The sequence below is a fragment of the Pseudomonas frederiksbergensis genome (genome assembly GCF_003732665.1).
Classification (GTDB): Bacteria; Pseudomonadota; Gammaproteobacteria; order Pseudomonadales; family Pseudomonadaceae; genus Aquipseudomonas; species Aquipseudomonas frederiksbergensis_G.
This window is the reverse complement of sequence record NZ_MOBP01000006.1, coordinates 641,757-659,918: the sequence shown is the minus strand read 5'-3', so window position 1 is coordinate 659,918 and position 18,162 is coordinate 641,757. Positions and strand designations below refer to the sequence as shown.

General features: G+C 61.1%; 16 protein-coding genes. 4 read left to right on the top strand and 12 right to left on the bottom strand.

The window, feature by feature from the left end; all coding sequences use genetic code 11:
- Nucleotides 1-2 precede the first annotated feature (2 nt).
- The 4 genes from emhB to BK665_RS13090 all read left to right on the top strand — a co-directional run bounded on the left by emhB (nucleotide 3) and on the right by BK665_RS13090 (nucleotide 7,395).
- Complete coding sequence (emhB, locus tag BK665_RS13105) at nucleotides 3-3,152, top strand: efflux RND transporter permease subunit EmhB (protein ID WP_123406060.1); 3,150 nt, start codon at nucleotides 3-5, stop codon at nucleotides 3,150-3,152.
- The gene (emhC, locus tag BK665_RS13100; RefSeq protein WP_123406059.1) at nucleotides 3,149-4,609 is read left to right on the top strand and encodes an efflux RND transporter outer membrane subunit EmhC; all 1,461 of its coding nucleotides are present in this window, start codon (nucleotides 3,149-3,151) and stop codon (nucleotides 4,607-4,609) included. The genes emhB and emhC overlap by 4 nt, the downstream gene beginning before the upstream one ends.
- Nucleotides 4,610-5,043: 434 nt before the next feature.
- Entirely contained in the window at nucleotides 5,044-6,303 is a 1,260-nt protein-coding gene (locus BK665_RS13095) for an OprD family porin (protein WP_123406056.1), read from the top strand.
- A gap of 282 nt (nucleotides 6,304-6,585) precedes the next feature.
- Entirely contained in the window at nucleotides 6,586-7,395 is an 810-nt protein-coding gene (locus BK665_RS13090; protein WP_123406054.1) for a methyltransferase domain-containing protein, read from the top strand.
- 76 nt (nucleotides 7,396-7,471) lie between these two features.
- On the opposite strand, the gene BK665_RS13085 is transcribed toward BK665_RS13090, so the two are convergent.
- The 12 genes from BK665_RS13085 to pcaK form a co-directional block, all read right to left on the bottom strand.
- Nucleotides 7,472-7,849, bottom strand: a complete 378-nt coding sequence (locus BK665_RS13085; RefSeq protein ID WP_123406053.1) for a type II toxin-antitoxin system VapC family toxin — start codon at nucleotides 7,847-7,849, stop codon at nucleotides 7,472-7,474.
- A complete protein-coding gene (locus BK665_RS13080; RefSeq protein ID WP_123406051.1) occupies nucleotides 7,846-8,085 on the bottom strand; it encodes a type II toxin-antitoxin system Phd/YefM family antitoxin in 240 nt (79 codons plus the stop codon). Before BK665_RS13080 ends, BK665_RS13085 begins: the two co-directional genes overlap by 4 nt.
- Before the next feature lie 80 nt (nucleotides 8,086-8,165).
- Nucleotides 8,166-8,558, bottom strand: coding sequence for a 4-carboxymuconolactone decarboxylase (gene pcaC / locus BK665_RS13075; RefSeq protein WP_123406049.1), 393 nt, complete (start codon nucleotides 8,556-8,558; stop codon nucleotides 8,166-8,168).
- A 10-nt stretch (nucleotides 8,559-8,568) separates the two neighbouring features.
- Nucleotides 8,569-9,375, bottom strand: a complete 807-nt coding sequence (gene pcaD / locus BK665_RS13070) for a 3-oxoadipate enol-lactonase (RefSeq protein ID WP_123406047.1) — start codon at nucleotides 9,373-9,375, stop codon at nucleotides 8,569-8,571.
- A gap of 11 nt (nucleotides 9,376-9,386) precedes the next feature.
- Nucleotides 9,387-10,751, bottom strand: coding sequence for a 3-carboxy-cis,cis-muconate cycloisomerase (locus BK665_RS13065; protein ID WP_123406045.1), 1,365 nt, complete (start codon nucleotides 10,749-10,751; stop codon nucleotides 9,387-9,389).
- 45 nt (nucleotides 10,752-10,796) lie between these two features.
- Nucleotides 10,797-12,101, bottom strand: a complete 1,305-nt coding sequence (locus tag BK665_RS13060) for an MFS family transporter (RefSeq protein ID WP_123406043.1) — start codon at nucleotides 12,099-12,101, stop codon at nucleotides 10,797-10,799.
- A 196-nt stretch (nucleotides 12,102-12,297) separates the two neighbouring features.
- Complete coding sequence (pcaG, locus tag BK665_RS13050; protein WP_123406041.1) at nucleotides 12,298-12,864, bottom strand: protocatechuate 3,4-dioxygenase subunit alpha; 567 nt, start codon at nucleotides 12,862-12,864, stop codon at nucleotides 12,298-12,300.
- A 1-nt stretch (nucleotide 12,865) separates the two neighbouring features.
- A complete protein-coding gene (gene pcaH / locus BK665_RS13045; protein ID WP_123406038.1) occupies nucleotides 12,866-13,570 on the bottom strand; it encodes a protocatechuate 3,4-dioxygenase subunit beta in 705 nt (234 codons plus the stop codon).
- A gap of 35 nt (nucleotides 13,571-13,605) precedes the next feature.
- Nucleotides 13,606-14,811 carry a 3-oxoadipyl-CoA thiolase gene (gene pcaF / locus BK665_RS13040; protein ID WP_185076512.1) on the bottom strand — a complete coding sequence of 402 codons (1,206 nt, stop codon included), beginning with the start codon at nucleotides 14,809-14,811 and terminating at the stop codon, nucleotides 13,606-13,608.
- Complete coding sequence (locus BK665_RS13035) at nucleotides 14,808-15,587, bottom strand: CoA-transferase subunit beta (RefSeq protein WP_123406034.1); 780 nt, start codon at nucleotides 15,585-15,587, stop codon at nucleotides 14,808-14,810. The genes pcaF and BK665_RS13035 overlap by 4 nt, the downstream gene beginning before the upstream one ends.
- Nucleotides 15,587-16,444 carry a CoA transferase subunit A gene (locus BK665_RS13030; RefSeq protein ID WP_123406032.1) on the bottom strand — a complete coding sequence of 286 codons (858 nt, stop codon included), beginning with the start codon at nucleotides 16,442-16,444 and terminating at the stop codon, nucleotides 15,587-15,589. Before BK665_RS13030 ends, BK665_RS13035 begins: the two co-directional genes overlap by 1 nt.
- Nucleotides 16,445-16,713: 269 nt before the next feature.
- Nucleotides 16,714-18,060, bottom strand: a complete 1,347-nt coding sequence (gene pcaK / locus BK665_RS13020; RefSeq protein WP_123406028.1) for a 4-hydroxybenzoate transporter PcaK — start codon at nucleotides 18,058-18,060, stop codon at nucleotides 16,714-16,716.
- Nucleotides 18,061-18,162 lie beyond the last annotated feature (102 nt).

Genomic DNA, 18,162 nt, shown 5'->3' with positions numbered 1-18,162 from the left:
CCATGTCGAAATTTTTTATCGACCGTCCGATTTTCGCCTGGGTAATTGCCCTGGTGATCATGCTGGTCGGGGCTCTATCGATCCTCAAACTGCCGATCAACCAGTACCCGAGCATTGCGCCTCCGGCCATTGCGATCCAGGTGACCTACCCAGGCGCGTCCGCACAAACCGTGCAGGACACCGTGGTTCAGGTCATCGAGCAACAGCTCAACGGTATCGATAACCTGCGTTATGTGTCCTCGGAAAGTAACTCCGACGGCAGCATGACCATTACCGCCACCTTCGAGCAGGGCACCAACTCCGACACCGCGCAGGTTCAGGTCCAGAACAAACTGAACCTGGCCACCCCACTGCTGCCGCAAGAAGTGCAGCAACAGGGGATCCGCGTGACCAAGGCAGTGAAAAACTTCCTGCTGGTGATCGGCGTGGTCTCGCAAGACGGCAGTATGTCCAAGGACGACTTGTCCAACTACATCGTGTCGAACATGCAGGACCCGATCTCCCGGACCGCCGGTGTCGGTGACTTCCAGGTCTTCGGTGCCCAGTACGCGATGCGGATCTGGCTCGACCCGGCCAAGTTGAACAACTACAACCTGACCCCGGCCGATGTGAGTGCCGCGATCTCGGCACAGAACGTTCAAATCTCCTCCGGCCAACTGGGCGGCTTGCCTGCCCTGCCTGGCCAACAGTTGAACGCCACGATCATCGGCAAGACCCGTCTGCAGACCGCCGAGCAGTTCAAGGCGATCCTGCTGAAGGTCAACAAGGACGGTTCGCAAGTACGTATCGGTGATGTCGCCGATGTCGGCCTGGGGGGTGAAAACTCCAGCATCGCGGCGCAGTTCAACGGCAAACCGGCTTCCGGTCTGGCGGTGAAACTGGCCAACGGCGCCAACGCCCTCGACACGGCCAAGGCCCTGCGTAAAACCATCGACGACCTGAAACCGTTCTTCCCGCAAGGGATGGAAGTGGTGTTCCCGTACGACACCACGCCGGTGGTGACCGAGTCGATCAAGGGTGTGGTTGAAACCCTGGTCGAAGCGATCGTGCTGGTGTTCCTGGTGATGTTCCTGTTCCTGCAAAACTTCCGCGCCACCATCATCACCACGATGACCGTGCCCGTGGTATTGCTCGGTACGTTCGGGATCCTCGCGGCGTTCGGTTTCAGCATCAACACCCTGACCATGTTCGGTATGGTGTTGGCCATCGGCTTGCTGGTGGACGATGCCATCGTTGTGGTGGAAAACGTCGAGCGGGTGATGAGCGAGGAAGGCCTGTCGCCCAAGGAGGCCACCAAGAAATCCATGGGGCAGATCCAGGGCGCGCTGGTCGGTATTGCGCTGGTACTGTCGGCGGTACTGCTGCCGATGGCGTTCTTCAGCGGCTCCACCGGTGTGATCTACAAACAGTTCTCGATCACCATCGTCTCGGCCATGGCCCTGTCGGTATTGGTTGCCCTGATCTTCACCCCGGCGCTGTGCGCCACCATGCTCAAGGCGATTCCGAAAGGCGAGCACGGCACACCGAAACGCGGCTTCTTCGGCTGGTTCAACCGCAACTTCGACCGTGGCCTCAGAAGCTACGAGCGCGGTGTCGGGAACATGCTCAAGCACAAGATCCCGTACCTGCTGGCTTACCTGCTGATCATCGTCGGCATGATCTGGCTGTTCACCCGCATTCCGACCGCGTTCCTGCCGGAAGAAGACCAGGGCGTACTGTTCGCCCAGGTGCAAACCCCGGCCGGTTCCAGTGCTGAACGCACGCAAGTGGTGATCGACGAGATGCGTTCCTACCTGCTGGAGAAAGAATCCGGCGCGGTGGCCTCGGTGTTCACCGTGAACGGCTTCAACTTCGCCGGTCGCGGCCAGAGCTCGGGCCTGGCGTTCATCATGCTCAAGCCTTGGGACCAGCGTGACGCGAGCAACAGCGTGTTTGCCCTGGCGGGCCGCGCCCAGCAGCATTTCTTTACCTTCCGCGACGCGATGGTGTTCGCCTTCGCACCGCCGGCGGTACTGGAATTGGGTAACGCCACCGGTTTCGACGTGTTCCTGCAAGACCGTGCCGGTATCGGTCACGACAAGCTGATGGCTGCGCGTAATCAGTTCCTCGGCATGGCGGCACAGAGCAAGGTGCTGTATCAGGTGCGTCCGAACGGCCTGAACGACGAGCCGCAATACCAGTTGGAAATCGACGACGAGAAAGCCAGTGCCTTGGGTCTGACGCTCTCCGACATCAACAGCACGCTGTCGATCTCCTTCGGTAGTAGCTACGTGAACGACTTTATCGACCGTGGTCGGGTGAAGAAGGTTTACGTTCAAGGCCAGCCAGGCTCGCGGATGAGCCCGGAAGACTTGAAGAAGTGGTACGTGCGCAACAGCGCGGGGACCATGGTGCCGTTCTCCGCCTTCGCCAAGGGCGAGTGGGTGTACGGTTCGCCGAAACTGGCCCGTTACAACGGCGTGGAAGCGATGGAAATCCTCGGGGCTCCGGCGCCGGGCTACTCCACCGGTGAAGCCATGGCCGAAGTCGAAGCCATTGCCAAGAAACTGCCGGCAGGTGTGGGTATTTCCTGGACCGGTCTGTCGTATGAGGAACGCTTGTCCGGTTCCCAGGCGCCAGCGCTGTATGCCCTGTCGCTGCTGATGGTGTTCCTGTGTCTGGCGGCCCTGTATGAAAGTTGGTCGATTCCGATCGCGGTTATGCTCGTGGTGCCGCTGGGGATCATCGGTGCATTGATGGCCACCAGCCTGCGGGGTCTGTCCAACGACGTGTACTTCCAGGTGGGCCTGTTGACGACCATCGGTCTGGCATCGAAAAACGCCATTCTGATCGTCGAGTTCGCCAAGGCGCTGCACGAGCAAGGAAAATCCCTGCGCGAGTCAGCCATCGAGGCCTGCCGCATGCGTTTGCGACCGATCATCATGACGTCCCTGGCCTTCGTGCTAGGTGTGGTGCCACTGGCCATTTCCACCGGCGCCGGTTCGGGTAGCCAGCATGCGATTGGCACCGGGGTAATTGGCGGTATGATCACCGCCACGATCCTGGCGATCTTCTGGGTCCCACTGTTCTTCGTCACCGTGTCGTCCATCGGCCAGCGCAATAAAGCTGACGAGGAAGACGCCAATGAAACTCCTAAAGAGGCTGGCCAATGAGCAAGTCGCTACTCTCCCTAGCTGTTGCCGCTTTCGTGCTCGGTGGCTGCTCGCTGATTCCTGACTATCAGCAGCCTGCGGCACCCGTGGCAGGCCAGTTCCCGCAAGGTCCGGCGTATTCGCCGGCCCAGGCGCCGAGCCAGGCCGCCGCCGAACAGGGCTGGAAGCAGTTTTTCCATGACCCGGCGCTGCAACAGATGATCCAGGTGGCCCTGGAAAACAACCGTGACCTGCGTGTCGCGGCCCTGAACATCGACGCCTTCGCAGCTCAGTACCGCATCCAGCGTGCCGATCTGTACCCGGCCGTTTCGGCCACTGGCAGCGGCAGTCGCCAGCGTGTTCCGGCGGACATGTCGCAAACCGGTCAGGCGGGCATTACCAGTTCCTACTCGGCCACGGTTGGTATCAGCGCCTATGAACTCGACCTGTTCGGCCGGGTTCGCAGCCTGAGCGAAGAAGCCCTGCAGAAGTACTTCGCCACCGAAGAAGCACGGCGCAGCACGCAGATCAGCCTGGTGGCCAGTGTGGCCAACGCCTACCTGACCTGGCAGGCCGACAAGGAACTGCTGAAGCTGACCCAGGACACCCTCGGCGCCTTCGAGGAGAGCTACAAGCTCACCTCGCGCAGCAACGAAGTCGGTGTCGCCTCGGCCCTGGACCTGGCGCAGTCGCGTACCTCGGTGGAAAACGCCCGGGCGCAACTGGCCAAGTACACCCGTCAGGTCGCCCAGGATGAAAACAGCCTGGTGCTGCTGCTCGGCACCGGCGTCCCGGCCAACCTGCAAGCGGCCAAGCCATTGTCTGACGACCTGCTGAGCGACGTACCGCCCGGCTTGCCGTCGGACTTGCTGCAACGTCGTCCGGACATCCTTCAGGCCGAATACAACCTGAAAGCTGCCAACGCCAACATCGGCGCGGCCCGGGCTGCGTTCTTCCCGAGCATCAGCCTGACCGCCAATGCCGGCACCCTGAGCCCTGACCTCTCCGGTCTGTTCAAGGGTGGTTCGGGGACCTGGCTGTTCTCGCCGCAGATCAACCTGCCGATCTTCAACGCCGGCAGCCTGCGCGCCAGCCTGGATTACTCGAAAATCCAGAAAGACATCGGCGTGGCGAACTACGAGAAGTCCATTCAAACGGCCTTCCAGGAAGTCGCCGACGGCCTGGCAGCCCGCCAGACCTACACCGAGCAATTGCAGGCCCAGCGCGATTTCGTCGCCGCCAACCAGGACTACTACCGTCTGGCCGAGCGTCGCTATCGCATTGGTGTCGACAGCAACCTGACCTTCCTCGACGCCCAACGTCAGCTGTTCAGTGCCCAACAGACACTGATCACCGACCGTCTGGCGCAGTTGAACAGCGCCGTCAATCTGTACAAAGCGCTGGGTGGTGGCTGGAACGAACAAACGGCGAAGAACGAGCCGTTGAAAGAAGAAGCGCCGAAGTTGAAGTTGTTCTGATAGCGCTTTGAACCACAAGAAGCCCACCGCATTGGTGGGCTTTTTGTTGGCTGCGGGAAAAGGTGCTTTGACTGGTCTGGCCCCTTCGCGAGCAAGCCCGCTCCCACATTCGACCGCGTTCTCTCTGAAGGAATTCGGTCGAATGTGGGAGCGGGCTTGCTCGCGAAGAGGCCAGCCAATACAACACAAATCCCCAGCCAATCTTACGTTCGATAATCGCCCAAAACCCGCTCCGGCCGATTGAATCCCCCCGCCCATCCCCCGCACCATTCGCCCCACAAAACCAATAACAACAGGTTCGACACCATGCCCCCGCGCCCTGCCCTGTCCGGCTGATTCCTCCCGTTCTTCCTTTCGATTCACCCCTTGTGTCTGCACCCCCAGGTTGCGGCAGCGCCCCGTTTCACCCCTAACAATTAGAGAGACCCGAGCCCATGAAGCCTTGCACCGCGCAGTACCTGTTTCCCAGCCTGATCACCGCCGCCCTGGCCGGCAGCGCCCTGCCCGCTGTGGCCGAGGAGCAGGGTTTTGTCGAAGGGGCCAAGGTCAACCTGAACCTGCGCAATTTCTACATCAACCGCAACTTCACCAACCCGACCAAGGCCCAGGGCAAGGCCGAGGAATGGACGCAAAACTTCATCCTCGACGCCAAGTCCGGTTTCACCCAGGGCACGGTCGGTTTCGGCATGGACGTGTTGGGGTTGTACTCGGTAAAACTCGACGGCGGCAAAGGCACCGGGGGTACGCAACTGCTGCCGCTGGACCACGACGGGCGCCCGGCAGACAACTTTGGCCGCACCAACGTGGCGTTCAAGGCCAAGTTGTCCCAGACCGAAGTGAAGGTCGGCGAGTGGATGCCGGTGCTGCCGATCCTGCGTTCGGATGACGGCCGCTCCCTGCCGCAAACCTTCCGGGGTGGGCAGATCACCTCGAAGGAAATCGATGGCCTGACGCTCTACGGCGGCCAGTTCCGCGCCAACAGCCCACGGGACGACAGCAGCATGAGCGACATGTCGATGGTCGGCAAAGCGGCGTTCACCTCGGACCGCTTCAATTTCCAGGGCGGCGAATATGTGTTCAACGACAAACACACCCAGATCGGCCTGTGGAATGCTGAACTCAAGGACATCTACAGCCAACAATTTGTGAACCTGATCCACACGCAGCCTATCGGCGACTGGACCCTCGGCGCCAACCTCGGCTTCTTCTACGGCAAAGATGACGGCAGCGCCCGGGCCGGCGAGTTGGACAACAAGACCTGGTCGGGCATGTTCTCGGCCAAGTACGGCGGCAACACCTTCTACGTCGGCCTGCAAAAGCTCACCGGCGACAGCGCCTGGATGCGCGTCAATGGCACCAGCGGCGGGACCCTGGCCAACGACAGTTACAACAACAGCTACGACAACGCCCAGGAACGCTCCTGGCAGTTGCGCCACGACTACAACTTCGTCGCCCTCGGCATCCCCGGCCTGACCCTGATGAACCGCTACATCAGCGGCGACAACGTACACACCGGCGCCATCACCAACGGCAAGGAATGGGGCCGCGAGAGCGAACTGGTCTACACCGTGCAGAGCGGCACGCTCAAGGATTTGAACTTCAGATGGCGCAACTCGACCATGCGCCGGGATTTCAGCAACAACGAGTTTGATGAGAACCGCTTGATCGTCAGTTACCCGATCAGCCTGCTGTAACACTGTGCAAATGTGGGAGCGGGCTTGCTCGCGAAGGCGTCGTGTCAGGCAATACCTATATCCACTGACACGACGCCTTCGCGAGCAAGCCCGCTCCCACACTGGTTCAGTGCCACCCGTCAGCCCGGGTGGCACTTCGCGGCCCTTCTATTACAGTGAAAAAACCTGACAGGACTCAGGCATTTTCCATACACCCTACTTCCGTTATCTGTTGATGTTGGTCCCCAAGACTCGAGCCAGGCTGTCATCGGAAGACACCGCTGATCACCGGAGGACCACCTCATGATCACCCGACTCAAACCCGGCGATACCGCTTGGGACGCCAAGGCGTACCAGCAGTTTTCCAACCTCAGGCAACGCCCCGTCAACGAACTGCTCGACCGCATCGAGCTTAAACGGCCCAAGCGCATTTATGACCTGGGCTGCGGCACCGGCATTGCCACACAATTGCTGGCCAAGCGCTGGCCCCGTGCCCGGTTGATGGGCGTGGACAGCTCCGAGCAAATGCTCGCCGAGGCCCGCGCCCTGCCCATCAAGGCGCTGTGGAAACACTGCAATTTGCTGGACTGGCAACCGGAGCAACCGGCAGACCTGCTGTTCGCCGCCGCCGTGCTGCACTTTATCGACGATCACGAACGGTTGCTGCCCAGCCTGCTTAACCATCTGAATCCGGGCGGTTGCCTGGCGGTGCACATGCCCGACTGGCGGGATGCTTTGTGGTATCAACTGATGCTCGACACCCTGGACGATGCCGGCCTCGATGGCACGCCACTGGGAACGCCAGCGCTACGCCGTTCGATGGCCGCACGCCCTTTGTTGTCACTGGAAAGTTACTACCGACTGCTCGCGCCGATCACCCGAACCCTGGATATCTGGGAAACCGAACAGTTGCAGGTGGTGGACGGCCAATCGCCGATCTACGACTGGGTCAAGGTCTCGGCCTTGCGCCCCGTGATGATGGGATTGAAGGCTGAGGAACAGGCGCGATTCATTTATCACTACCTGATGCGCGTGCATCAGCACTACCCGCCGGAGCGTGACGGGCGCACGTTGTTTCCGTTCAAGCGGATTTTCATTGTGGCGACGGTGTAAACATCAAAAGATCGCAGCCTTCGGCAGCGCCTACGTGTTTGTGGGCGCTGCCGAAGGCTGCGGTCTTTTCAAGGAATCAAACCAGAATGGCTAACGATGTGTATTTGGCCACCAATGGATCAGCAGTGAGCAGTTTCATGGGCTCAGTCATAGCGGCGGCGACAAGCAGGCGATCGAAAGGATCACGATGATGGTGTTCCAGATCTTTCACTGCAATCGCATGTTCAGCAGTAACCGGTAGCTCGATAAATCCGCTCTCAAGACAAAAGCCGCGGATTTCCTCAAGGTCAACATTCAGCTTTCCAAGTCCGACCTTGATGGACATTTCCCAAAAGGTGGCGGCGCTGATGTAGACCTCGGCAGCATTTTCAATGAGCTTTCTGGCCTTACCTGACAGTTTTGGATCATCACTCAAGGTCCAGAGCAAAATATGGGTATCGAGTAACACCCTCATTCGTGAACACCTTCGAACGCATCCAGCAGGTCGTCAGGCAACGGCGCATCAAAGTCATCAGGCAAAATTAATTTGCCTTTCATTGCGCCAATTCGCCGCCCGGAAGATTTACCCACAGGAACCAGCCGGGCGAGTGCCCGGCCATGTTTGGCAATCGTGATGATCTGCCCGGCGGCGGCATCATCGACTAATTTCGACAAGTTGTTTTTGGCTTCACCCAACGGCACGGTAATCATAAGCACCTCCAATATTCTGGCCAAATATAGCCAGAATATTCAGTACCCGCAAACCCGATGGGACCGATGGTGAGGTCTACTCACCCCCGCGACTCAACCCCCAACTCATCCCACACCGATTCCGCCAGGTGGAACGTGGCATTCGCCGCCGGGATCCCGCAGTAGATCGCGCTCTGCATGATCACTTCCTTGATCTCGCCGCGGGTCACGCCGTTGTTGGCGGCGGCGCGCAGGTGCAGTTTGAGTTCTTCGCTGCGGTTCATGCCGATCAGCATGGCGATGGTGATCAGGCTGCGGGTGTGGCGCGGCAGGCCCGGGCGGGTCCAGATGTCACCCCAGGCGTGGCGGGTGATCATTTCCTGGAACTCCGAGTTGAACTCGGTCAGGGCGTTCAGGCTGCGGTCGACGTGGGCATCGCCGAGTACTGCGCGGCGCACTTCCAGGCCCTCGTCATAACGTTGTTTCTCGTCCACAAATTTCCCCTTAATGCTTCGACAAAAACCCCAGTACCCGTTCGCTGAACGCAGCGCCGGCCTGGACGTTGGACAGGTGCGCGGCGTAGAACTCGGCGTACTCGGCGCCCGGCACGTGTGCCTGGATAAAGTGCCCACCGGACGGCGGTGTCACCGCGTCTTCGGTGCCGGCGATCACCAGCAGTGGCGCCTTGATCGAGGACAACTGATCACGGAAATCGGCATCGCGCACGGCGGCGCAATTGGCCGCATAACCTTCAGGCGAAGTGGCGGCGAGCATGTCGGTGATTTTCTTCGCCGCCGCCGGATTGGCCTCGGCAAAATCCGGGGTAAACCAGCGCGCAATCGAGGCATCTCGCAACGCGACCATCGCCGCCGGGCCGTCCCGCAGCACGGTTTCGATTCGCGGGTTCCATACCGACGGATCGCCGATTTTAGCCGCGGTGTTGCACACGATCAGTTTGTTCAGTCGATGGCCGGCGTTGATCCCCAGCCACTGGCCGATCAACCCGCCCATGGACAGGCCACAGAAATGCGCGCGCTCGATATGCAACGCATCCAGCAGCGCCAGCACGTCGTGGCCCAGTTGCTCGATGCTGTACGGCCCCGGAGTGACCAACGATTGACCATGGCCGCGAGTGTCGAATCGCAGCACCCGGAAATGCTCGGTGAACGCCGGAATCTGCGCGTCCCACATATGCAGGTCAGTGCCCAACGAGTTGGACAACACCAGCACCGGCGCCTCTTCCGGGCCATCGAGTTGCGGCCCTTGAATTTGATAGTGCAGTTCGCCCTCGGCGAGTTGTACGAATGCCACGGCAGCCTCCTTCAGGCAGTCAACGCAAAATGTTCAGCCACGGCGCGCTCGACCCAGGTATGGGCCTGGCCGAGGTAGTGGGCAGGGTCCAGCAGACGATCGAGTTCAGCGACCGAGAGTTGTGCCGTCACTTGCGGTTCATCGCCGAGGACTTCGCGCAGATGACGTTGCTCCGCCACCGCACGCTTGCAGCATTGCTCCAGCAGATGATGGGCGCTATCGCGGCCGACCCGTTGTGCCAGGACGATGCTCACCGCTTCCGCCAGCACCAGGCCTTGAGTCAGATCCAGGTTGCGGGCCATGCGCACCGCGTCCACTTCCAGGCCATCGGCCAGCAGCAGCGCTTGTTGCAGGCTGCCGGACACCAGGCAACAAATCTCCGGCAGGGTTTCCCACTCGGCATGCCACAAGCCCAGGCTGCGCTCGTGTTCTTGCGGCATCGCGCTGAACAGGGTCGAGAGCAACCCCGGCACCCGGGCCGCCGCGCCGATCAACACTGCCGCACCGACGGGGTTGCGCTTATGGGGCATGGTCGAGGAGCCGCCCTTGCCCGGCGCCGCCGGCTCGAACACTTCGGCGGCTTCGGTCTGCATCAGCAGGCTGACGTCGCGGCCGAATTTGCCGAGGCTGCCGGCGATCAGACCGAGCACCGCGCCGAATTCCACCAGGCGATCACGCTGGGTGTGCCAGGGTTGTTCCGGCAACGTCAATTTCAGTTCTTCGGCCAGGGCCTGTGCAATCGGCATGGCCTGATCACCCAGTGCCGCGAGAGTCCCGGAAGCGCCGCCAAATTGCAGCACCAGCAGACGCGGCTTGAGTTCGCGCAGGCGCTGACGACTGCGGGTCACGGCACCGAGCCATCCAGCGATCTTCATACCCAGGGTGACCGGCGTCGCGTGCTGTAACCAAGTCCGCCCGGCCAGCGGTGTGGCGACGTAGCGCCAGGCCTGGGTCGCGAGGATTTCCCCCAGTCGTGCCAGATCGCTTTCGATCAACGCCAGAGCCTGGCGCAATTGCAGCACCAGACCGGAATCCATCACGTCCTGACTGGTGGCGCCCAAATGCACATAACGCTCGGCCTCGGCATCCTTCGCCGCGATCTGTTTGCCCAAGGCCTTGACCAGTGGAATCGCCGAATTGCCCGCCGTGGCAATTGCCTCGCCGAGGGCGAAAAAGTCGTAATGTCCGGCCTGGCACGCGGCTTCGATGGCCGCGACGGCAGTCTGCGGGATCAACCCGACCCGCGCTTCGGCCCGGGCCAGCGCTGCTTCGAAGTCGAGCATGGCCTGGACCCGGCCCTGATCGCAGAACACCTCACGCATATCGCGGGCAGTGAAATAGGCATCGAACAATTGATTGTTCGGTCGCTGGTTCATAAAAAGTCCTTGGAAGCGTGGGCCGAACAGGCCCACGCATATGGATCAAAGGTCGTGGTGCAAATACTTCGCTTGTTTGGGCAGGCGCAGACTGAACAGGAACGCCACCGCCATCATCACCGTGACGTACCAGTAGAACGAGTTTTCCATGCCCACGGCTTTCAGGCTCAGGGCCACGTATTCCGCCGAACCGCCGAAGATCGCATTCGCCACCGCGTACGCCAGGCCGACGCCCAATGCGCGCACTTCCGGCGGGAACATCTCGGCTTTTACCAGGCCACTGATCGAGGTGTAGAAACTGACGATGGCCAGCGCGACGGTAATCAGCACAAAGGCCAGGAATGGACTGCTGACGCTTTTCAGGCTGAGCAGGATCGGCACAGTGAACAGCGTGCCGAGGGCACCGAACCAGAGCATCGAGTTACGCCGGCCGATCTTGTCCGCGAGCATGCCGAACAGCGGCTGCATGCACATATAAAGGAACAGTGCGCCGGTCATGATGTAGCTGGCGGTCTTGGCGTGCATACCGGCGGTGTTCACCAGATATTTCTGCATGTAGGTGGTGAAGGTGTAGAAAATCAGCGAGCCGCCGGCGGTGTAGCCGAGCACGGTGATGAATGCTGCTTTATGGTCGCGGAACAACGCACGAATACTGCCGGCGTCCTTGTTTTCACGCATCTCCTTGCTGGCGGTTTCTTTCAGCGAACGACGCAGGAACAGCGAAATCAACGCCGCCAGCGCACCGACCACAAACGGGATCCGCCAGCCATAGGCGCGCAACTCATCTTCAGAGAGGAACTGCTGCAGGATCACCACCAGCAACACCGCCAACAGTTGCCCGCCAATGAGTGTCACGTACTGGAACGAGGCGAAGAACCCGCGCTGGCCCTTGAGCGCGACTTCGCTCATGTAGGTCGCGGTGGTGCCGTACTCGCCGCCCACCGACAAGCCCTGGAGCAAACGGGCGAACAACAGCAGGAGCGGTGCCCAGACGCCGATGCTGGCGTAGGTCGGCAGGCAGGCGATGAGCAGCGAGCCGAAGCACATCATCAGCACTGAAATCATCATTGACGTCTTGCGGCCCTTCTTGTCCGCTAGTCGACCGAAAATCCAGCCCCCGATGGGCCGCATCAGGAACCCGGCAGCGAACACGCCGGCCGTATTAACCAACTGCACCGTGGGGTTGTCGGACGGGAAAAACGCAGGCGCGAAATAGATGGCGCAAAAGGCGTACACATAAAAGTCGAACCATTCGACCAGGTTGCCGGACGAGGCGCCGACAATGGCGAAGATGCGCTTGCTGCGCTCTTCCCCGGTGTAGTGCTCTGTTGAAACAGTAGTCGTTGTCATTGTTTTTCACTCAATGGGGACAGTGAGAGTCTAGACACACTTCGCAACAGTCCTGTTCCACAGTTACATTAGCTGAACGCAACATAGGCCCTGTGGGAGCGAGCCTGCTCGCGAAAGCGTCGGCACAGGCAACATTGATGGTGACTGATACGACGCCTTCGCGAGCAGGCTCGCTCCCACAGTTGGATAGCGTTACTTAGTAATCGAAGAACACCGTCTCGGCATCGGTGCCCTGCAAAATCACATTCCACTGATAAACACCCGACGCATCCTGCTTCGCCAGCAACGTACTGCGGCGCTCCGCCGGCACGCACTCCAGCAACGGATCCGCCACATTCGCCGGCTCGCCATCAAAGTAAATCCGCGTCAACAGGTGCTTCACCAACCCCCGCGCGAACACCAATACCACCAAGTGCGGCGCCTGGGTCGTGCCGTTCAGGCCTTCGACTGTGCCGGGTTTGATCGTGGTAAAGCGAAACCGCCCATCCCCGTCCACCGGCACCCGGCCAAAGCCTTCGAAGTGCGGGTCCAGGGGTTTGTCCTGGTCGTCTTCCGGGTGGTCGTACTTGCCGGCGGCGTTGGCCTGCCAGACTTCCAGCATGGCGTCGTTCACCACATCGCCATTGCCATCGATGACTTGCCCGGTGATCGCCACGCGCTGGCCCAGGGTTTGTTCGACAGTCAGGTCTTCGCGGTTCAGCCAGGTCAGGCCGATGTGGTAATACGGCCCGACGGTGTGGGACGTGGTCGCGTTCAGCGTCATCTTATTTCTCCATCGGCGTGGCGTCGCGGCCGCGCAAGACGATGTCCCAGCGGTAACCGAGGGCATAGGAAGGGATGGTTTTTTCCAGATCGAACGTGGCGATCAAACGCTCTTTGGCGCTGGTGTCTGGCACGCAGTTGTAGATCGGGTCATAGGCCAGCAGCGGATCACCCGGGAAATACATCTGGGTCACCAGCCGCGTCAGGATGCTCGGCCCGAACAACGAGAAATGGATGTGCGCCGGGCGCCAGGCGTTGTGGTGGTTGCCCCACGGGTAAGCGCCGGGCTTGATGGTCTGGAATTGATACCAGCCATCGGCGTCGGTCACGGTGCGGCCGGTGCCGGTGAAGTTCGGGTCCAGCGGCGCGTCGTGCAGGTCCCGGGCGTGGTTGTAACGGCCGGCGGCGTTGGCCTGCCAGATCTCCACCAGTATTCCCGGCACTGGCAAACCGTCTTCATCGAGCACGCGGCCGTGAATGATGATGCGCTCGCCCAGTGGCTCGCCCTTGTGCTGGGCGGTCAGGTCGTTATCGCGTTCGTTGATGCGCTCGGCACCAATGGTCGGCCCGGTGATTTCCGACAGCGAATGGGGCAAAAACACCAGTGGCTTGGACGGCGAACGCTTGTTGGTGGATTGATAGGTCGGGTGCAGATATTCCGGCTGAGTGCCTTCCTTCGGACGACGGTAACCAGGCTTGTCAGTCATTTCGCTTTTCCTCTGTTCTTATTAGTCGGCGGCGCTCAGACGCGTTCAATCGCCAACGCCAGACCCTGGCCGACGCCGACACACATGGTCGCCAGACCTTTCTTGCCACCGGTCTTTTCCAGTTGATGCAACGCGGTCAGGACCAGCCGCGCGCCGCTCATACCCAACGGATGGCCCAAGGCAATGGCGCCGCCGTTCGGGTTGACCTGAGCCGCGTCGTCCGCCAGCCCCAGTTCACGCAGCACCGCCAAGCCTTGGCTGGCGAAAGCTTCGTTGAGTTCGATCACGTCGAAATCGCTGACGGCCAGGCCCAGGCGCTCGGTGAGTTTGCGTACCGCCGGCACCGGGCCAATGCCCATGATGCGAGGGGCAACCCCGGCGCTGGCCATGCCGAGCACTTTGGCCCGGGCGGTCAGACCATGTTTTTTCACCGCTTCAGCAGACGCCAGGATCATCGCCGCAGCGCCGTCGTTCACGCCCGAGGCATTGCCGGCGGTGACGGTTTTGTCCGGGCCGTTGACTGGCTTGAGTTTGGCCAGTGTTTCCAGGGTGGTATCGGCACGAGGATGCTCGTCCTGGGTGACGACCGCTTCCCCTTTCTTGTGGGCAATCCGCACTTCAACGATTTCTTCGGCGAAAAATCCTGCAGCCTGAGCGGCGGCGGTGCGCTGTTGGCTGCGCAGGGCGAACGCGTCCTGATCCTCCCGGGATACTTCGTAATCGTCGGCCACGTTATCGGCGGTTTGCGGCATCGCATCGACGCCGTATTGGGCTTTCATCAACGGGTTGATAAAGCGCCAACCGATGGTGGTGTCTTCCAGCTTCATGTTGCGCGAGAACGCCGCGTCGGCCTTGCCCATCACGAAGGGTGCGCGGGACATCGACTCGACGCCGCCAGCAATCGCCAGTTCCATCTCGCCGCTGGCAATGGCGCGGAACGCGGTGCCAATGGCGTCCATGCCCGAAGCGCAGAGGCGATTGAGGGTGACGCCGGGAATGCTTTCCGGCAGCCCTGCCAGCAACAGCGCCATGCGCGCCACGTTGCGGTTGTCTTCGCCGGCCTGGTTGGCGCAGCCCAGAAACACCTCGTCCACCGCGCTCCAGTCCACCGAGGGGTTGCGGTCCATCAGCGCCTTGATCGGCACGGCGGCCAGGTCGTCGGCACGAACCGCCGACAAGCCACCGCCGAACCGGCCGATGGGGGTGCGAATCGCATCGCAGATATAAACGTCACGCATCAGGCTTCTCCGGGTGCTTGGCCGTGGGCCGCAGCGGTGCGGGCTTCCAGGTCCCTAAGCGCTTTGAGTTCAGTCTCGGTGGGCTCGGCGGTGTTTTCAACGTGCTCGGCAAATCGAATCGCCCAACCGGTGGCCGCCGTGACTTGTTCCCGGGTCACGCCTGGGTGCAGCGCGGTGACCACGAATTCATGGGTTTCAGCTTCCGGCTCCATGATGCACAGGTCGGTAATGATGCCCACCGGCCCGGCGCCGGGCAGGCCCAGACGCTTGCGCGAATCGCCGCCCTCGCCGTGGCCGACCGAGGTAATGAAGTCGAGTTTGTCGACAAACGAACGCGCCGACTGTTTAAGGATGATCAGCACGCTCTTGGCCGAACCGGCAATTTCCGGCGCGCCACCGGCACCCGGCAGGCGGACTTTCGGCTGGTGATAATCGCCGACGACCGTGGTGTTGATATTGCCGAAGCGGTCAACCTGCGCCGCACCGAGAAAACCGACGTCGATGCGTCCGCCCTGCAACCAATAGCGAAAAATCTCACCGGTCGGCACCACCGTGTCGGCGGTTTCCGCCAGCTCACCGTCGCCGATCGACAATGGCAGTACGCTTGGCTTGGCACCGATCGGACCCGATTCGTAGATAAGGACGACATCCGGCGAGGAAGTCAGCCGCGCCAGGTTGGCCGCTTTCGACGGCAGGCCGATGCCGACGAAGCACACCGAACCGTTCTTCAAACGGCGGGCGGCGGCGACGGTCATCATTTCATTGGTGGTGTAGGTCATTACTTGGCCTCCGAAGCAGCGGCCAGCTTGGCCTGGAACTCGCTGAAGTCAGCGCAGCCGTGGATGTACTCGTTGATCCACGCGGTGAAGGTGTCGCGGTCCCGGGCAATCGGGTCCCAGGCCTGGTAGAAGCGGTTATCGCGCTCGTTGTAACCGTGGGCGTAGGACGGATGCGCGCCGCCAGGGACGTGGCAAACCGCGCTCAAGGCCCAGGTTGGCAGCACGCAGGAATTCATTGGCGCGTTGAGGTCGTCGACGATTTCCTCGACGGTAACGATGCAACGCTTGGCCGCCAGCGCTGCTTCTTTCTGCACCCCGAGGATGCCCCACAGCAGCACGTTGCCTTTGCGGTCGGCTTTCTGCGCGTGAATCACGGTGACGTCCGGCCGCACCGAAGGCACGGCGGCCAGCACTTCGCCGGTGAACGGGCAGGTCACGGTTTTGATCAGCGGGTTGACCTTCGGCAGGTCGGAACCGGCGTAGGCCCGCAACACGGCGAACGGTAGGCCGGAGGCGCCAGCGACGTAGGCATTGGCCAGGTCAGCGTGGCTGTGTTCTTCGATTTCCAGCGGGTGCGGCCACTGCTTCTCGACGGCATCACGCAAACGGTGCAGCGAGCCCACGCCAGGGTTGCCGCCCCAGGAGAAGATCAGCTTGCGGGCACACCCGGCGCCGATCAACTGGTCGTAGATCAGGTCAGGTGTCATCCGTACCAGCGTCAGATCTTTCTTGCCCTGGCGAATGATTTCATGACCCGCCGCCGTCGGAATCAGGTGAGTGAAGCCTTCGAGCGCGACGGTATCGCCGTCGTTGACGAATTGCTTCACCGCATCGTGCAGCGAAAGGATTTCAGCCATGGGGCAGGCTCCGTTTGGTGTGGATCGACAGTGGAAGAAAAAGGCGCGAGGTTCAGCGCCGGAGTCACTGAAGAGTAAGCCGCTCAAAATCGCCAAACAATCCGATAATCGACTGAGTGTTCGTTTATCGAACAGATTGTTGTCTGGCTATCGATCCTTAAAAGCTTCGCGGGCAAGCCTCGCTCCTACAGGGATGTGCATTTCCCTGTAGGAGCGAGGCTTGCCCGCGAAGAGGCCCTAACCGTCAACGCCCCTTTTGGATCCTGCCCTCAGGTCGCATCCGCATGACTGACCATGCCCTTGATCACCACCGCCGTGGTCGCCAATGCCGCCGGGATCACCAGCGCCGTCAGCACCTGTTCGAAATTCCAGCCCAGGCCCAACAACGTTGCACCCATCCACGCCCCGAGGATCGCGCCGAAGCGGCCGATCCCGAGCATCCACGACACCCCGGTCGCCCGGCCCTGGGTCGGGTAAAACCGCGCCGCCAGGGAAGGCATCGCCGATTGCGCGCCGTTGACGCACATCCCGGCCACCAGCACCAACGTCGCCAACACCGTGATATGCCCCAGGCTCTGCCCCACCGCGTAGGCAAACACCCCGGCCAGCAGGTAAAAAGTGCCGATCACCTTGTGCGGATTGAACCGGTCCATCGCCCAGCCCACGCCAACGGCGCTCAGCACCCCGCCGAACTGGAACAACGCGCCAATAAACGCCGCCTGCTCCATGCTCGCGCCGCTGTCGCGCATCAGTGTCGGCAACCAACTGGTCAGCAGGTAAACGATCACCAGGCCCATGAAGTAGGTCAGCCACAGCAGCAAGGTGCCGGTGCTGTAGGTGCCGGAGAAAATCACCGCGAACACATTGCGTGCTTTCACGGTTTTCTGTTCCGGCACACTGAAACTCGAGGCCTGGGCAACCACCACGGGGTCAATCGGCGCCAGGGTCTTGCGCACTTTGTCGGTGCCGCGGTTACGCACGACAAGGTAGCGCGCCGATTCCGGCAGCCAGAACAACAGCACGACGGCAAGGATCAGCGGCAAAATTCCACCGATCAACAACAGGCTGTGCCAGCCGAATGCCGGGATCAACTTGGCCGAGATAAACCCGCCCCCCGCCATGCCGAGGTTGAAGCCGCAGAACATGCTGGTCACCAGCAGGGATTTCTTGCGCTCAGGGGTGTATTCCGACAGCAGCGTGGTGGCGTTGGGCATGCCGGCGCCCAGGCCCAGGCCGGTGAGGAAACGCAGCACCAGCAATTGATCGACATTGCTGCTGTAGGCCGAGGCCAGGCTGAAAATGCCGAACAGAAATACCGCGCCCACCAGTACGATTTTTCGCCCGAAGCGGTCAGCCAATGGTCCGGAACCCAGTGCGCCGAAGACCATGCCGATCAGCGCGGCACTCATCACCGGGCCGAGACTGGCGCGGTCGATGCCCCAGTCCTGGGACAGAGCCGGCGCGATGAAGCCCATGGCCGCGGTGTCGAGGCCATCGAGGAAGACAATCAGGAAACACAGGATCACCACTCGCCACTGGTAGCGCGAGATGGGTTGGGCATTGATAAAGGACTGCACGTCGAGGCAGTTACCAACAGCGGACTGAGGCTGGTTCATTATTTTTATTCCACGCAACGAACGCGTGGCCTCTTCTCATTATTATGGGGGGTCATCGTCCGGCGTGACCGAGGTCGACCGCGCCGGATGACGCTGCCGCGA

Bases quoted from the DNA above. Each gene is read 5' to 3' on its own strand.
- emhB (WP_123406060.1), top strand. From the start codon at position 3: ATGTCGAAATTTTTTATCGACCGTCCGATTTTCGCCTGGGTAATTGCC.
- emhC (WP_123406059.1), top strand. From the start codon at position 3,149: ATGAGCAAGTCGCTACTCTCCCTAGCTGTTGCCGCTTTCGTGCTCGGT.
- BK665_RS13095 (WP_123406056.1), top strand. From the start codon at position 5,044: ATGAAGCCTTGCACCGCGCAGTACCTGTTTCCCAGCCTGATCACCGCC.
- BK665_RS13090 (WP_123406054.1), top strand. From the start codon at position 6,586: ATGATCACCCGACTCAAACCCGGCGATACCGCTTGGGACGCCAAGGCG.
- BK665_RS13085 (WP_123406053.1), bottom strand. From the start codon at position 7,849: ATGAGGGTGTTACTCGATACCCATATTTTGCTCTGGACCTTGAGTGAT.
- BK665_RS13080 (WP_123406051.1), bottom strand. From the start codon at position 8,085: ATGATTACCGTGCCGTTGGGTGAAGCCAAAAACAACTTGTCGAAATTA.
- BK665_RS13065 (WP_123406045.1), bottom strand. From the start codon at position 10,751: ATGAACCAGCGACCGAACAATCAATTGTTCGATGCCTATTTCACTGCC.
- BK665_RS13060 (WP_123406043.1), bottom strand. From the start codon at position 12,101: ATGACAACGACTACTGTTTCAACAGAGCACTACACCGGGGAAGAGCGC.
- pcaG (WP_123406041.1), bottom strand. From the start codon at position 12,864: ATGACGCTGAACGCGACCACGTCCCACACCGTCGGGCCGTATTACCAC.
- pcaH (WP_123406038.1), bottom strand. From the start codon at position 13,570: ATGACTGACAAGCCTGGTTACCGTCGTCCGAAGGAAGGCACTCAGCCG.
- BK665_RS13035 (WP_123406034.1), bottom strand. From the start codon at position 15,587: ATGACCTACACCACCAATGAAATGATGACCGTCGCCGCCGCCCGCCGT.
- BK665_RS13030 (WP_123406032.1), bottom strand. From the start codon at position 16,444: ATGGCTGAAATCCTTTCGCTGCACGATGCGGTGAAGCAATTCGTCAAC.
- pcaK (WP_123406028.1), bottom strand. From the start codon at position 18,060: ATGAACCAGCCTCAGTCCGCTGTTGGTAACTGCCTCGACGTGCAGTCC.